The organism is Caldicellulosiruptor acetigenus, assembly GCF_026914305.1.
Classification (GTDB): domain Bacteria; phylum Bacillota; class Thermoanaerobacteria; order Caldicellulosiruptorales; family Caldicellulosiruptoraceae; genus Caldicellulosiruptor; species Caldicellulosiruptor acetigenus.
This window is the reverse complement of sequence record NZ_CP113866.1, coordinates 2,041,504-2,057,813: the sequence shown is the minus strand read 5'-3', so window position 1 is coordinate 2,057,813 and position 16,310 is coordinate 2,041,504. Positions and strand designations below refer to the sequence as shown.

The 16,310-nt window shown below is 37.5% G+C and carries 14 protein-coding genes; 13 read left to right on the top strand and 1 reads right to left on the bottom strand.

Going from position 1 to position 16,310, the window contains the following annotated elements; all coding sequences use genetic code 11:
• Complete coding sequence (locus tag OTK01_RS10200; RefSeq protein WP_084694632.1) at window positions 1-723, bottom strand: carbon-nitrogen hydrolase family protein; 723 nt, start codon at window positions 721-723, stop codon at window positions 1-3.
• Between the two features lie 241 nt (window positions 724-964).
• Between OTK01_RS10200 and OTK01_RS10195 the strand changes: the two genes are divergently transcribed.
• The 13 genes from OTK01_RS10195 to ftsH all read left to right on the top strand — a co-directional run bounded on the left by OTK01_RS10195 (window position 965) and on the right by ftsH (window position 16,253).
• Window positions 965-2,224 (top strand): UDP-N-acetylglucosamine 1-carboxyvinyltransferase, encoded by a 1,260-nt coding sequence (locus OTK01_RS10195; RefSeq protein ID WP_029228065.1) that lies wholly within the window; start codon window positions 965-967, stop codon window positions 2,222-2,224.
• A 21-nt stretch (window positions 2,225-2,245) separates the two neighbouring features.
• Window positions 2,246-3,043 (top strand): MBL fold metallo-hydrolase, encoded by a 798-nt coding sequence (locus tag OTK01_RS10190; protein ID WP_029228066.1) that lies wholly within the window; start codon window positions 2,246-2,248, stop codon window positions 3,041-3,043.
• Window positions 3,044-3,072: 29 nt separating this feature from the next.
• Complete coding sequence (gene rpiB, locus OTK01_RS10185) at window positions 3,073-3,519, top strand: ribose 5-phosphate isomerase B (protein ID WP_013431970.1); 447 nt, start codon at window positions 3,073-3,075, stop codon at window positions 3,517-3,519.
• Window positions 3,520-3,557: 38 nt separating this feature from the next.
• Complete coding sequence (upp, locus tag OTK01_RS10180) at window positions 3,558-4,199, top strand: uracil phosphoribosyltransferase (protein WP_013403882.1); 642 nt, start codon at window positions 3,558-3,560, stop codon at window positions 4,197-4,199.
• Window positions 4,200-4,253: 54 nt separating this feature from the next.
• Complete coding sequence (locus tag OTK01_RS10175) at window positions 4,254-4,718, top strand: deoxycytidylate deaminase (RefSeq protein WP_013431972.1); 465 nt, start codon at window positions 4,254-4,256, stop codon at window positions 4,716-4,718.
• Entirely contained in the window at window positions 4,715-6,112 is a 1,398-nt protein-coding gene (gene glmU, locus OTK01_RS10170) for a bifunctional UDP-N-acetylglucosamine diphosphorylase/glucosamine-1-phosphate N-acetyltransferase GlmU (RefSeq protein ID WP_029228067.1), read from the top strand. The genes OTK01_RS10175 and glmU overlap by 4 nt, the downstream gene beginning before the upstream one ends.
• Window positions 6,113-6,229: 117 nt before the next feature.
• Window positions 6,230-7,207 carry a ribose-phosphate diphosphokinase gene (locus OTK01_RS10165; protein ID WP_014042929.1) on the top strand — a complete coding sequence of 326 codons (978 nt, stop codon included), beginning with the start codon at window positions 6,230-6,232 and terminating at the stop codon, window positions 7,205-7,207.
• 92 nt (window positions 7,208-7,299) lie between these two features.
• Entirely contained in the window at window positions 7,300-7,869 is a 570-nt protein-coding gene (gene pth, locus OTK01_RS10160) for an aminoacyl-tRNA hydrolase (protein ID WP_013431974.1), read from the top strand.
• 3 nt (window positions 7,870-7,872) lie between these two features.
• Window positions 7,873-11,298, top strand: a complete 3,426-nt coding sequence (gene mfd / locus OTK01_RS10155) for a transcription-repair coupling factor (RefSeq protein ID WP_029228068.1) — start codon at window positions 7,873-7,875, stop codon at window positions 11,296-11,298.
• A 94-nt stretch (window positions 11,299-11,392) separates the two neighbouring features.
• Complete coding sequence (locus tag OTK01_RS10150) at window positions 11,393-12,412, top strand: peptidylprolyl isomerase (RefSeq protein ID WP_029228069.1); 1,020 nt, start codon at window positions 11,393-11,395, stop codon at window positions 12,410-12,412.
• Between the two features lie 37 nt (window positions 12,413-12,449).
• Complete coding sequence (tilS, locus tag OTK01_RS10145; RefSeq protein ID WP_029228070.1) at window positions 12,450-13,820, top strand: tRNA lysidine(34) synthetase TilS; 1,371 nt, start codon at window positions 12,450-12,452, stop codon at window positions 13,818-13,820.
• Window positions 13,821-13,822: 2 nt separating this feature from the next.
• Entirely contained in the window at window positions 13,823-14,356 is a 534-nt protein-coding gene (gene hpt, locus OTK01_RS10140; protein ID WP_014042924.1) for a hypoxanthine phosphoribosyltransferase, read from the top strand.
• Window positions 14,357-14,402: 46 nt separating this feature from the next.
• Window positions 14,403-16,253: an ATP-dependent zinc metalloprotease FtsH gene (ftsH, locus tag OTK01_RS10135; protein ID WP_029228071.1), complete on the top strand. Its 1,851-nt coding sequence runs from the start codon at window positions 14,403-14,405 to the stop codon at window positions 16,251-16,253.
• The last annotated feature ends 57 nt before the right edge of the window (window positions 16,254-16,310 follow it).

The window sequence follows — 16,310 nt, the reverse complement described above, 5'->3', positions numbered from 1 at the left end:
TTATAATTCTATACTCAGTAAACACTCACTTGCTTCATCGGCTTCACATACAACGCATCCATCACCATCAACAATGAGGCTGTGTCCTAAACTTATCATCTTCAAATGTGGCCCTACTGCATTTGCCAGAAATACGTAGTATTGATTTTCTACAGCCCTTGCAATTGGTATTGCTCTGTTTTTATCAATCTTCCATCTTGCTTCTTTTGGGTTGTAAAAGTGAGCAGCTAAGATAAATACACCATCACAGTCGTTATCTTTATATTTTTTGAATATTTCATAATAGTTTTGATCTCTGCAGATTACCACACCAAACCTTTTTTGGTCGTGTTCAAAAACAAGGATGTCGTTTCCAGAGGAGAAAATCCTTTTTTCAAGTTCTGTTGGATATTGTTTGTCGTAATGCAGAATTTTCCCTGTAGGTAGTATGACTGAGGCTCTGTTGAATAATTTATTTTCCTCTTTATATGGATGACCGATTATACAAACAATGCCATATTCTCTGCACTTATCAATTATTTGTCCCAAAAGTTGATTCACTCTTTCATTGAGTTCTTGAGATTGCAACAATTCAATGTTATAACCTGTAAGAGCCATTTCAGGAAAGCATATAATATCCACATCTTCCGCATTAGCAAGGCTCAAAAAATGAATTATTCTGTTTAAATTTTTTGTTAAGACACTGCTAATTTTCATTTGGACAATACCTATTTTCACATACATCAGTCCTTTCTTAAGATTTATAGGAAAGTGCATACTCTCCATTTATTAAATATGATATCATTTCTAATACCCCCCAGTCTACAAATATCTCTTTAAAAAACTAAAAAGATTGTTGAATACAATGGTCTCTTAATTGGTTTCATGAAAAGAATATTCTTCTTTTCAGATTTCGCAAGAAAGAATATAATATAAAAGAATGGGAAAATAAATAAAAGCTTTTTGAAAAGAGAGGGTGCAAGAGTTGAAAGAAGCTTATGAAAAACTTGTGATAGAAGGTGGCTACCCGTTAGAAGGCGAGGTTGTAATAAACGGTGCAAAGAATGCTGCAGTTGCTGTAATTCCCGCAGCTTTAATGGCTGACGGAGAAAGCGTTATAGAAAACCTTCCTTTAATTGAAGATGTGTTTGCAATGGATGACATTTTGCTAAGGCTTGGAGCAAAGATAGAATATGACAATCATTCTCTTAAAATAGATGCGAGGAACTTGCACAGTTACATAGCACCATATGAAAGTGTCAAGAAGATAAGAGCGTCATATTACCTTATAGGAGCACTTCTTACACGGTTTGGCAGAGCAGAAGTTGCCATGCCAGGCGGATGTAATTTTGGTTCAAGACCGATTGACCAGCACATAAAAGGTTTTAGGGCGCTTGGCGCAGAGGTAAAAATAGAAAACGGTATGATAAAGGCATATGCAGACAGGCTTGTTGGCACAAAGATATATTTGGATGTTGTGTCTGTTGGTGCAACAATTAATCTCATGCTTGCTGCTGTCAAAGCCAAAGGTACAACAATAATAGAAAATGCAGCAAAAGAACCGCATGTTGTTGACACTGCAAATTTTCTAAACAGCATGGGAGCAAAAATCAAAGGTGCAGGTACTGACGTTATCAGAATTGAAGGAGTCGATAAGCTTTATCCAACAAAGTATGCTATCATTCCTGACCAGATAGAAGCAGGGACATATATGATTGCTGCATGTGCAACAAAAGGGCATGTAATTGTAAAAAATGTGATTCCTAAACATTTAGAGTCGCTTACAGCAAAGCTTGTTGAGATGGGTGCAGAGATTATAACTTATGAGGACAGCATTGAGGTCATTTGCAGAGGGAGGCTCAGAAGCGCAAGCATAAAGACAATGCCATACCCAGGTTTTCCTACAGACCTTCAGCCTCAGATGACAGTGCTGTTAAGTCTCTGTAACGGTACAAGCGTTGTGACAGAGGGTGTGTGGGAAAATAGGTACCAGTATGTTGATGAACTCAAAAAAATGGGAGCAAACATTAAGGTTGAGGGAAGAGTTGCTGTTGTTGAAGGTGTGGAAAGTCTTCAGGGGGCAGAGGTTGTGGCTGTGGACCTTCGAGCAGGTGCTGCTTTGATTGTTGCAGGGCTTGCAGCCAAAGGGCAAACTGTGATTTACAATGCCAAAAATGTTGATAGAGGTTATGAAAACATAGATTCAAAGCTTTCAAAACTTGGTGCAAAGGTTTCAAGAAGATAAGACAAAAGGGGAAAGATAATAATGTCAGATGAAATGCTTTTCTGTCCGCTGTACAGTGGGAGCAGTGGAAATAGCATTTTAATTTCGTACAAAGATACATCAATTATAGTTGATGCTGGTGTAAGCTTTAAAAAACTTGCACAGGCGCTTGAAAAAATTGGGTTTAACAAAAAGATTGATGCAATTTTACTTTCTCATGACCACTACGACCATGTTAAATGTGCGGGCGTTTACTTTAGAAAGCTCAATGTTCCCATTATAACAAATTACAAAACATGGGAAAGTATAAAAAACTCTCTTGGCAAAGTTGACGAAAGCTATGTCAAATTAATTGATACAGGGACAAGCTTTTCGGTAGGAAGCATTGGAATTGATACATTTTCAATACCTCACGATGCATCTGACCCGATGGGGTTTTGCTTTTATGTCAAAGACAAAAAAGTTTCAATTTGCACAGACGTTGGACATGTAAGTGACAGTGTTGCAGCAATGATAGATTTTTCAGATATTATTTTGCTTGAGTCAAACCACGATGTTGAGATGCTGATGTTTGGGCCTTACCCATATCACCTTAAACAGAGAATAAAAGGTGACAAAGGTCATCTTTCAAATGAGCAGGCAGCCAAGATGATATTGAAATTGAATCTTGCTCGTACAAAAAGGATTTATTTAGGACATCTGAGTGAGGAGAATAATCACCCGGATGTTGCGCTTTTGACAGTAAGTTCAATTTTAAAGCAGCACGGTGTATTTGAAAGTTATAATTTTTCTCTTGAAATTGCAAACAGGTACAGTCCATCACTTTGCTCTTTACTATAAAGAATTTTTTGAAAGGGGAGAATTTAGAAGTGAAGATTGCAATAGGTTCTGACCATGCAGGATTTCCTTTGAAAGAGGCGGTCAAGAAACATCTTGAGAAAAAGGGGCTTGAGTACAAGGACTTTGGGACGTACTCTCAAGAGTCTTGCGACTACCCGGACATTGCAAAGGATGTGGCGCTGGCAGTAAAAAACGGAGAGTTTACATTTGGTATACTCATTTGCGGGACAGGCATTGGAATCTCTATTGCTGCAAATAAGGTAAAAGGAATTAGAGCTGCTCTTTGCCATGACACATTTTCTGCCAAGGCTGCACGAGCTCACAACAACGCAAACATCCTTGCGATGGGTGCAAGGGTTATCGGTGAAGGGCTTGCATGTGAGATTGTAGATGCATTTTTGGCATCAAACTTTGAAGGTGGAAGGCATCAGAGAAGAGTTGATAAGATACATCTTATAGAGGATGAGCAGAAATAGAAAAAATCCTCACAAATTTTTAGAAAGGAGTAAAGAGTATGGTAGAGTACAAGAAAAATGTATACGTATTTGACCATCCTTTGATTCAGCACAAGCTGACCTTAATTCGTGACAAAAACACCGGTGTCAAAGAGTTCAGGGAGCTTGTTGAAGAGATAGCAATGCTCATGGCGTATGAGGTTACAAGAAATCTGCCTTTAAAAGAGGTTGAAATTGAAACACCTGTTGGAGTTGCAAAGTGCAAAGTAATCTCTGGGAGAAAACTTGCCATTGTGCCTATTCTGCGCGCCGGGCTTGGTATGGTAGATGGACTTTTAAAGTTAATTCCTGCTGCAAAGGTGGGGCATATTGGCCTTTACAGAGACCCTGAGACTTTAAAGCCTGTTGAGTATTACTGCAAACTTCCACAGGATGTTCATGAAAGAGACATAATTGTGCTTGACCCAATGCTTGCAACAGGTGGGTCTGCCTCTGCTGCATTTGACTATATAAAAAGATACAATCCTCAGAGCTTAAAACTCATGTGCCTCATTGCAGCACCAGAAGGGATTGAAAGGTTGACTCAAGACCATCCTGACGTTGAGATTTATTGTGCAGCAGTGGATGAGAAGCTAAATGACCATGGCTATATTGTTCCCGGGCTTGGTGATGCCGGTGACAGACTGTTTGGTACAAAGTAGCATTGGATAAGTTACAAACACAAGTTCAAAGAAGCTGGATGGAGGATTTTTGAGATGAGACCTACATGGGACGAATACTTTATGCAGATTGTGGATATAGTAAAAGAGCGGTCAACTTGTTTGAGGCGAAAAGTGGGAGCTTTGATTGTAAAAGACAAAAGGATTCTTGCAACAGGGTACAATGGAGCACCGACAGGCCTTCCTCACTGTGAAGAGGTTGGGTGTCTGAGAGAAAAGCTAAATGTCCCTTCAGGGCAGAGACATGAGCTTTGCAGAGGACTTCATGCAGAACAAAACGCCATAATCCAGGCGGCAAAAATGGGTGTTGTGATAGATGGAAGTGTAATTTACACAACCACATATCCTTGCGTGATATGCGCAAAGATGATAGTAAACGCAGGGATAAAAAAGGTTATATACAAAGGTTCGTATCCAGATGAGATGAGCCAGCAGATATTTAGGGAAGCGGGAATAGAGGTTGTAAAGTTTGAAGAAAATGGTGAAGGTGATTTGAAATGAAAAGGCAAACGTTTATTGTGCTTGCTGCTGGTGAAGGCAAAAGAATGAAGTCAAAGTATTCTAAGGTTGTACAAAAGATAATGGGAAAGCCAATGATACTTTACCTGATTGATGAAATTGAGAAAAACTTTGAAGATAGCCAGATAATAGTTGTTGTAGGCAACAAAAAAGAGGATGTTTACAAGGCATTAGAAAGTAGAAATGTAAAATTTGCTCATCAAGAAAAGCAGCTTGGGACTGCACATGCAGTGATATGTGCAATGGATAAGGTATCAAAAGAAGCAGAAGATGTGTTTGTGCTTTACGCAGATGCACCTTTTATTAAAGCTGATACACTAAAAAGAATTTCTGAAAAAAGAAAAGAGGAAGGAGCATCGCTCTGTCTTTTAACAGCTGTCTTTGAAAATCCGTATGGGTATGGGAGAATAATTTCTGATGAAAATGGCAATGTGTTAAAGATTGTCGAGGAAAAAGATGCAACAGATGAGCAAAGGCGAATAAAAGAAATAAATCCAGGATTTTATTGTTTTGAAAGAAATGCGCTTGCAAGTGTTTTAACAAAGATAGACAATAACAACAGCCAGCAAGAGTATTATCTTACAGACAGTATAGAGATACTAAATAGAGAAGGTAAGAAGGTAGTAAAAGTCCTATGTGATGATAATTTTGAGGTCATGGGCATTAACTCAAGGTATGAATTATTTTTGGCTGAGCAGGAGCTTAAAATAAGAATAAATAAAAAGCACCTTGCAGAAGGTGTTCAAATGATAGATATGTATTCTGTCTACATTCATCCAGATGTGCAGATAGGCAAAGACACAGTGATATATCCCGGCACATTCATACTTGGCAACACTACAATAGGGGAAGAGTGCGTAATTGGTCCAAACTCATACATTGTAAATTCAAAAATAGGTAACAAGTGCCATGTATGGTTTTCGGTGATTGAGGATTCAGAGATAAAAGACAATGTAAAGGTTGGACCTTATGCACACTTGCGACCAAACAGCATCTTAGAAGAAGGTGTTAAGATTGGCAACTTTGTTGAAGTGAAAAACTCAAAGGTGGGCAGAAATACAAAGTCAGCTCATCTTACATACATTGGAGATGCTGACATTGGTGAAAATGTGAATTTGGGGTGTGGTACTATATTTGTAAACTATGATGGGTATAAAAAGCACAGAACAGTGGTTGAAGACAACGCGTTTATTGGCTGCAACTCGAACCTTGTAGCGCCAGTTAAGATAGGGAAGAATGCATACATTGCGGCAGGTTCTACAATCACAGATGATGTTCCTGCAGATGCTCTTGCGATTGCCCGTGAAAGGCAGACTATAAAAGAAGGCTGGGTTTTAAAGCGCAAGAAGATGTATGAAAACCACAATAATAAATAATAAAATGAATAGATTTTGTAGACATTTTAAGATAAATTTATTGAATATTTTGTGTTATAATATAGTTTGCGTGGGAAAAGGGTAGAAAAATTAACTTTTGTGCTGGGGGTAAAAAAAGTGATAACACATGGTAAAGAGATAAAAATATTTACCGGTAATTCAAACAAGGAGCTTGCAGAAGAGATAGCCAGTCACCTTGGTAAAAAACTTGGTGATGCAGAGATTGGCAGGTTTTCAGACGGTGAGATATCAGTTAGAATAAACGAAACTGTGCGCGGTGCAGATGTTTTTGTGGTCCAGTCTACCTGTCATCCTGTAAATGAAAATCTGATGGAACTTTTAATCATGATTGACGCTTTCAAAAGAGCCTCGGCAGGAAGAATTACAGCTGTGATACCATACTATGGATATGCAAGACAGGACAGAAAAGCACGGGCTCGCGACCCAATCACAGCAAAGCTTGTTGCAAATTTGATAACATCTGCAGGGGCAGACAGAGTCCTGACAATGGACCTTCATGCACCTCAGATTCAAGGGTTTTTTGACATACCACTTGACCATCTAATTGGTGTTCCAATTTTAGCAAAATATTTTATGGAAAATGTAAACTTAGAGAATGCTGTTGTTGTATCGCCAGACCTTGGAAGTGTGACACGTGCACGTAACTTTGCAACAAAGCTTGACCTGCCGCTTGCCATAGTTGACAAGAGAAGACCCAAAGCAAATGTTGCCGAGATTATGAACATAATTGGTGATGTGAAAGACAAGACATGTTTGATGGTTGATGACATGATAGATACGGCAGGTACAATTGTTGCTGCAGCTCAGGCTCTTATGGATTATGGTGCAAAAGAAGTTTACGCGTGCTGTACGCACCCGGTTTTATCCGGACCTGCTGTTGAGAGGATAAAAGAGTCACCAATAAAAGAGCTTGTTGTTCTAAATACAATTCCTCTTCCGCCTGAAAAGAGGATAGATAAGATAAAGGTGTTGTCTGTTGCAAGCCTTTTTGCTGAAGCAATAACAAGAATATACGAGGATGTGGCTATTTCTACCCTTTTTGATGAATATATAAGCACAAAAGGGAACAGATAAAAATTGCTTTCAAAGAAGATAAATAAAGGCTGTCTTTTGACATGGTTTAAAAGGCAGCCTGTTTTTGTAAATAAAAAAGGAGTGAGAAAAAGTTGGACTATATCATTGCAGGGCTTGGTAATCCTGGTGAGAGATACACATTTACAAGACACAATGCAGGTTTTTTAGCGATTGACTATTTAGCACAGTTTTTTAACACCAAAGTTGACAAAATAAAGTTCAAAGGTTTGGTTGGCAGCTTTGAATATTCCGGTAAAAAAGTTTTGCTTTTAAAACCAATGACGTATATGAACGCAAGTGGTGATAGTATCATAGAAGCTGTGAACTTTTATAAAATAAAACCTGAAAAGCTCATTGTGATTTACGACGACATAGCATTTGATGTTGGAGTTGTGAAGATGAGAAAAAAAGGGTCTGATGGAGGGCACAATGGCGTAAAATCAATAATACAGCGCCTGGGGACAGAAGAGTTTCCCAGAATCAGAATAGGTATTGGTGTTCCAAAGTATGATATGGTAAAATATGTTTTATCTGAGTTTGAAGACGGTGAAAAAGAAAAGATATTCAAAGCAATTGAAAAAGCAGCAAACGGGATAAAAATCTTGCTTGAAAGTGACATAGACAGAGCAATGAACTATATAAACGGGGATGTGGTGGTGTAGGCTTTGTTAAAGGTTTTAGAAAGGCTTGATGGCTTTAAAACTCTTGAAGAGATTGTTGCCAAAAAAAGCCTTCCTGTTGTTGTCACAGGCGTTGGTGAGATGGGGAAGGCACTTGTGGTCAAGTCTTTATGTGAAAAATTTAACAAAAAGGCGTTGTTTATAACAACTCAAAGAGCAAAACTTGAGTGGGAAAGAAGGTTTAAAAACCTTTTTAGTAGTGTAGTGAGCCTGCAGGAAAGAGAAAATCCATATGTTGCATCTTTTGCAAAGAGCAGGGATTCTGAAATTACCAGGATAGAGCAGTTTGTAAAGATTTTTGAGGATGGTTTTGATGTTCTCATATTAACTGCCCAGAACCTTTTTGAAAAGTACACAGATTTGAAGTTTGATTGCATTCTTCTCACAGAAGGTCTTGACATTCAGCTTGAAACCCTTATAGAAAAGCTTTTAACATTCGGGTATGAAAGAGTAAAAACTGTGGAAAAGAAAGGACAGTTTTCTCAAAAAGGTGGCATAGTTGATATATATCCTGTGGCAAGCACATATCCTGTGAGGATTGAGTTTTTTGGAGATACCATAGATACAATTAGACTTTTTGATGTTGAAACCCAAAAATCTTTTGAAAAAATAGATAGTATTAAAATTTACAAGGCAATTGAGTGGGATTTGCAAGAAGACTTTTCAGAGGGCTTAAAACATATAAAAGATGACTATAAAAAAATGAAATCTAAGCTGAAAGAAGAGAGCAGAAAGAATTTAGAAGAGACTTTCAAAGAAGTGGTAGAAGGAATTCGGCTGGATGTTGAAAGGCTGTATCCATATTACTATCAGCAATTTTTATCAGTTATTGATATTTTTAGTGAATGCCTTATTTTTGTTGACGAGTATAATCAAGTCTACAACAGCTTGAAAGCTTTTGAACAAGAGATGCAAGAGATGTTTTCAGACCTTTTAGAAAAAGGGTTTGTGCTTCCGAAGATGGCAGACTGTTATTATACTGTCAATGAGATTTTGCAAAAGTTCTCAAGCACCATAATTCTTCAAACATTTGCATCTTCTATTAAAGAGATTGAACTGAGAGAGATTATATCTTTCAACTTCTTTCGAGAACTTCCCACCTACAATGCTCAGAAAGAGGTTTTAATTGATGATTTGAAGTATTATATGTCAAAAGACTATACCATAAACATCTTTACAGGAAGTCGAACATCCCTTGAAGATTTAGAAGAGGCACTTTTAAAAGAAAATATACAGTTTTTTGAGCTTGATGAGCCAGAAATAGAAAAACCAGGAGTATATCTAATAGCCAAGTCTGCCGAAAAGGGCATTGAGATACATGATATCAAATGGGTTTGCCTTTCATTTTTCCATCTTGAAAAGAAAAAGGAAACAGAAGCAAAAAAGAGGGCAAAATCTAAAAAGGATGCTTTTTATACAATTGAGGATTTAAAACCAGGTGATTTTGTCGTTCACAGAACACATGGTATTGGCAAATTCTTGGGATTTGAAAAGATTACAGTTGAGAGTACAACAAAAGAATATGTAAAACTTGAATATGCTAACTCTTCTTATCTATATGTTCCAACCACAAACTTGGATGTGATTGAAAAGTATATTGGAACAGACGATGTACAGCCAAAACTATCTAAGCTTGGGTCACAAGAGTGGCAAAAGCAAAAACAAAAGGTAAGAAAATCTCTTGAGATTGTAGCAAAAGACCTGGTTGAGCTTTATGCAAAAAGACAGCTTCACAAAGGTTTTAAATTTTCAAAAGATACGCTTTGGCAGAAAGAGTTTGAAGAAAAGTTTCCGTATACAGAGACAGAAGGACAGCTTCAGGCAATTGAAGAGATAAAAAGGGATATGGAAAGTGAAAAACCGATGGACAGGATACTTTGCGGCGATGTTGGTTATGGCAAAACTGAGGTTGCAATGAGAGCAGCATTCAAAGCTGTGATGGATTCAAAACAGGTGGCAGTACTTGTTCCCACAACAATTCTTGCACAGCAGCATTACATGACATTTTCTGCACGAATGAAAGATTTTCCAGTAACAATTGAGGTTCTCTCACGTTTAAAAAATGAGACACAACAAAAGAAGATAATAAAAGGTTTAAAAGAAGGTACAATTGACATTGTGATTGGTACGCACAGGCTACTTTCGAGCGATGTTAAGTTCAAAGACCTTGGTCTTTTGATTATTGATGAAGAACACAAGTTTGGCGTGGAAGCAAAAGAGAAGATAAAAAAGCTAAAAACAAATGTTGATGTTCTGACCCTCACCGCAACACCTATACCAAGGACACTTAACATGGCACTTTTAGGAATCAGGGATTTGAGCGTGATTGAAGACCCGCCTGAAGATAGGTATCCTGTACAGACATTTGTGCTTGAGTACAATGAAAGGATAATAAAAGAAGCTATTTTAAGAGAAATTTCAAGAGGAGGTCAGGTATTTTATCTTTACAATAGGATAAAAGATATACAAGAGGTGGCTGCCAAACTTCAAAACCTTGTGGGCGACAGTATAAAAGTTGCATGCGCTCACGGGCAAATGCCCGAAGAAGAGTTGGAGAGAGTGTTACTTGATTTTATTGAAGGCAGGTACGATGTGCTTGTGTGCACAACAATCATAGAGTCTGGGGTTGACATGCCAAACGTCAATACACTTATTGTCGAAGACAGCGACAGACTTGGTCTTGCCCAGCTTTATCAGCTAAGAGGAAGAGTGGGTCGGTCTAACAGGCTGGCATATGCATATTTTACATTTAGAAAAGACAAGGTGCTGTCCGAACAGGCACAGAAGAGACTTGCTGCAATAAAGGAGTTTACAGAACTTGGGTCGGGTTTTAAAATTGCCATGAGGGACCTTGAGATAAGAGGTGCGGGGTCTGTGCTTGGAAAGCTTCAGCACGGTCATATAAACAGTGTTGGGTATGATATGTATATAAGACTTCTTTCGGAAGAGATAAGGAGGCTTAAAGGCGAAAATATACAGCCGGAGATTGAACCTCAGATAGATGTAAAGGTAAGCGCGTTTATTAGCAGCAGTTACATTGACGATGAAAAAGAGAGAATTAATATGTACAAAAAGATTTCGTCAATCGAGTCAAAAGATGATGTAAACGATATTTATGATGAGCTGATAGACAGGTTTGGGGATGTGCCCAAAGAGGTTGACAATTTAATAAAGGTTGCATACTTGAAATGTTTGTGTAAAAAGGCAGGGATAATAAGCATTTTACAGCTTCAAGAATGTCTTTTTAAACTTCAATTTTTTAACAGTGAAATGCTTTTAAAAGCAATGAACAAGTTTTTGCAGCAAGGACTTTCATGTTCGCAAAACAAGGACGACTGCTTACAGCTCTTTATAGAGAATAACTGGCTTGATACCCTGATAGCTATTTTAGAAGATTTACAAGAAAGTTAAAAAAGTTTTTACAATTGGGGTGCTTTAAATTAGTCGTTTATTGATTTATAATATTAATATTATCAAAATACTTTTAACAAAGGAGAAGGGATGTATGGATAAAAGAACTAAAATTGTGCTTTTTTCTATTGCAGCAGTTGTGCTTCTGATAATTCTCATTGCTGTAACACCTGAGATAGTAAGGTATGTAGATGAAAACAGGGCAGTTGCCATAGTAAATGGCGAGAAAATAACAAAAAAGGAGTTTGCCATCAACTATAGGTCTCAGATAAATTACTATGGACTTGACAAAGCATTTTTATCCCAAAAAGTTGGAGACAAGACATATGAGCAGCAGATAAAAGAAAATGTTTTGGATGGTCTTATAATGAGACAGATTGAACTTCAGCAGGCAAGAAAGAGAAACATTACTTTGTCTTCAGCAGAAAAGAAAGCAATAGACCAGCAAATTGAGCAGTACAAATCAAACTCTCAATCGGGTACTGAGTTCAAGCAGTATCTTCAGACAATTGGTGCAACCGAGAATGAATATAAGGACCAGGTTATAAAATCCCAGATTGTTTCAAAGCTGTATGATGAGGTAACTAAAAACCAAAAGGCGTCAGATGCTGAGATAGAAAGCTATTATAATTCACATAAATCAGACTTTGTTGAGGTAAAAGCAAGCCATATTTTGTTTAAGGTAAATGACTCAAAAGAGGAAGCTACAAAAAAGAAGAAGGCTGAAGAGATTTTGCAGATGATAAAAGACGGGCAGAACTTTGAAAAGCTCGCACAAAAGTATTCTGAAGATGAGACAACAAAACAAAAAGGTGGCGATATGGGATATTTGAGGAAAAATATAATTATTCAATATTATGGAAATGAATTTGGTAATGCCGTATTTTCGCTTGGGATTGGAGAGATAAGCAATATTGTTCAAACAAATGATGGGTTTCATATTATAAAGGTGACAGATAGAAAACAGCTTCTGCTCAGCGATGTGAAAGATGAGATAAAATCAACAATTGAGAGCCAGAAGAAAGAAGAGTATTATCAGAGCTTACTTGAGAAGTGGAAAAAGGAAGCAAAGATAAAGAAGTTTGAAGATGTTCTAAAAAGCGTATCGATATAATAGTTTTTAGCTTTTAACCTTGAGGTGTGAATTTAAAGTGGATTTTTTGGAGAAGGTAAAGAGTAACATAGAGAAATATGGAATGCTAAAAAAAGGTTTTAAGGTACTAATAGGATGTTCTGGCGGCGTTGACTCAATGGTACTGCTTGATTGCATCTGCAGGCTAAAAGATGAGTACAGCTTAGACATAACAGTTGCGCACCTTAATCATATGCTAAGACCAGAGGCAGATGATGATGAGAAATTTGTAATTGAGATGTGCAAGAGGTATAATATTAAATGTATTACACGAAAAGTTGATGTTGCAAAACTAAAAAAAGAAAAAGGACTTTCTGAAGAGGAAGCAGGAAGAAGCGCAAGATATAGTTTTTTTTATGAAGTAGCAGAAGAGCTGAACATTGACAGAATACTTCTGGGGCACAACAAAAACGATGTGGTTGAAACCTTCTTTTTGAACCTGTTCAGAGGAAGTGGCTTGGAAGGTCTTGCATCTGTGCCGCCTGTGCGTGATATTATTGCAAGACCTCTTATAAATATTTCAAGAGAAGAGATTGAGGAGTTTGCAAGAGTTAACAACATCCCATTTGTTGTCGATAAGACAAACTTCAGTCTTAAATATAAAAGAAACATAGTGAGAAACGAGATTTTACCACTAATAAAAGAAAAATTTGGGGAAAGTGTGTTAAATACCATTTTTCGCACAGTCGAAATAATAAGAGAAGAGAGTGACCAGATAGAAGAGCTTGCTCAAAAGTCTTTTGAGGAATGTGTTCAAAAAGAGGATATTTACTATGTTTTAAATATTGAAAAGACAAAAAATCTTCCAGTCTTTTTGCGAAGAAGAATTATAAAAATGATACTTGAATATTTTAACGCTCCAATTTCGTATGATATCTTAAAAGAGATTGAAGAGCTTGCTTCTCTTTCATCAGGTAAGAAAAAGGTATACAATGAATTAGTTGTTGAAAGACAAAATGACGAGCTGGTATTTTATAGAAAATCGGAAGAGAGTTCTTTTTGTTTTGAAATATCTTTAGACAAAGAAAACCATGTATTTTATAAAAGTTTTAAGTTCAATGTTAAGCCTACTTACAGGATAGAAAACCCAAAGAATATATACATTGATGCACAGCATATTACGCAGGAAAAGCTTTATCTTCGAACGAGAAGAGATGGTGATTTTATCTATTTCAAAACGGGTAAGAAAAAATTAAAAGAATGGTTCATTGACAAAAAAATTCCCAAACGAAGACGAAGTTCCATTTTACTTCTTGCAAAAGGCAGTGAAGTGATTGTAATATTTGATATTTATTCAAATATAGTTACTATAAACCATAAGTATAAAATCAAACCAGATACAAATATTTTCTTAGAAATACAATTTGCAAAAGTGAAAGGAGAAGAGTGACAGTGAAAGACATATCGCTCAAAGTAAAAGAGATTTTAATCACTGAGGAGCAGATAAAACAAAAAGTAAAAGAGCTTGGACAAAAAATTTCTGAAGATTATAAAGATAGTGACGATTTTTTAATGGTATGTATTTTAAAAGGTGGGGTAATTTTCATGGCAGACCTCTTAAGACAGATAACAATTCCTGTTAAGATAGAGTTTATGGCAGTGTCAAGTTATGGAAACTCAACATCTTCATCAGGAATTGTAAGAATTCTAAAAGACCTTGACACAAGCATAGAAGGCAAGGATGTTTTGCTTGTTGAGGACATTGTTGACACAGGTCTGACTTTAAGGTATATAACCGAGTATTTGAGAGGAAGAAAACCGAGAACTCTTAAAATTTGTACCATGCTTGACAAACCCAGCAGACGAAAAGTGGATGTGGAGATACATTACAAGGGGTTTGAGATACCAGATAAGTTTGTAATTGGTTATGGGCTTGATTATGCAGGACTTTACAGGAACCTGCCTTATATAGGCGTTTTGGAATAGAATAAAATTTAATTTTAGAATACTTGAAGGGAGTGCCTATTTACAATTGAGGAACCTATTTAAAACTGCAACAATTTATATTCTGATAGCCCTTGTAATTTTGTTACTTGTAGATATTTTAAGTGGAGGGCTTTCGTACAATCAGCTCTTTTCAAATTTGAGCGAAAGAAGAGAGGTAATTTATTCAGAACTCATAAACGATATAAACGATGGCAAGGTGACAAGGATTGTTTTGAGCTATAACAATGTGTCTGGACAGTATGCAGACGGCACCAAGTTTGACAATGTGTTTGTACCGTCTCCAGACAAGTTTTTGGACCAGATACAGCCAGCCATTCAGGCAAAGAAGATTCAAATAGTGACAAAAGAACCGCCGCAAGTACCATGGTGGCTTTCGACCTTTTTGCCAATGCTAATCTTTGCTGGCTTGATGATTTTTGTATGGATATTCATGCTGCAGCAGACCCAAGGTGGCGGCAGCAAGATAATGTCGTTTACAAAATCGCGTGCAAAGACAATTCAGGACCTTAAAAAGAAAGTCACATTTGCAGACGTTGCAGGTGCAGATGAAGAAAAAGAAGAACTCAAAGAGGTTATTGATTTTCTCAAAAATCCAAGAAAGTATATCGAACTTGGTGCGAGAATTCCAAAAGGGATTTTGCTTGTCGGACCGCCTGGAACAGGTAAAACCCTTTTAGCAAAAGCAGTTGCAGGCGAGGCAGGAGTTCCATTTTTCAGCATATCGGGTTCTGACTTTGTTGAGATGTTTGTTGGTGTTGGTGCAGCAAGAGTGAGAGACCTTTTTGACCAAGCAAAGAGAAATGCTCCATGTGTTGTGTTCATAGACGAGATAGACGCAGTTGGCCGTCACAGGGGAGCAGGGCTTGGCGGAGGTCATGACGAAAGAGAACAGACTTTAAACCAACTTCTTGTTGAGATGGACGGGTTTGGAACAAATGAAGGAATAATTGTAATGGCGGCAACAAACAGACCTGACATATTGGACCCTGCACTTTTGCGACCTGGCAGATTTGACAGGCAGATTGTTGTAAATGTTCCAGACGCAAAGGCAAGAGAAGAGATTTTAAAAGTCCATGCACGTAACAAGCCTCTTGGTGAAGATGTTGACTTGTCTCAAATAGCAAAGATAACAGCTGGGTTTACTGGTGCTGACCTTGAAAATCTTTTGAATGAGGCTGCACTTTTAGCAGCAAGAAAGGGCAAAAGACAGATTAACATGGAAGAGGTTCAGGAAGCTGTGGCTAAAGTGTTGATGGGGCCCGAAAAAAGGAGCAGAGTTTACACTGAAAAAGAAAAGAAACTTACAGCATACCATGAAGCAGGTCATGCAATTGTTCGTACCATGATTCCTGATTCTGAACCTGTCCATGAGGTTTCAATTATACCAAGAGGGTATGCCGGCGGGTACACTATGTATCTTCCAAAGGAAGACAAGTTCTATGCATCAAAATCTGATATGATGCGAGAGATTGTGACCCTTCTTGGCGGAAGAGTTGCAGAAAAGCTTGTTTTGGAAGATGTATCAACAGGTGCAGCATCTGATATAAAAAGAGCAACCAAGATTGCAAGGGACATGGTAACAAAATATGGAATGTCTGATAAACTTGGTCCTATGACCTTTGGAACAGAGCAGGAAGAAGTGTTCTTGGGAAGGGACCTTGCACTTGCAAGGAACTACTCAGAAGAGGTTGCTGCTGAGATAGACAGAGAAATAAAGAGCATTATTGAAGAAGCTTATAAAAAGGCTGAAGAGATACTTAAAGCGAACATTGATAAGCTTCACAAGGTGGCAAATGCACTTTTAGAAAAAGAAAAGCTCACGGGCGAAGAGTTTAGAAAACTTGTTTTTGAAGATGCTCAACCTCAGCCGGCTTAAAAAGGTATGAAAGATTATAAAAATGTAGTTGCATTTTTTCGAAGAATATAATATAAT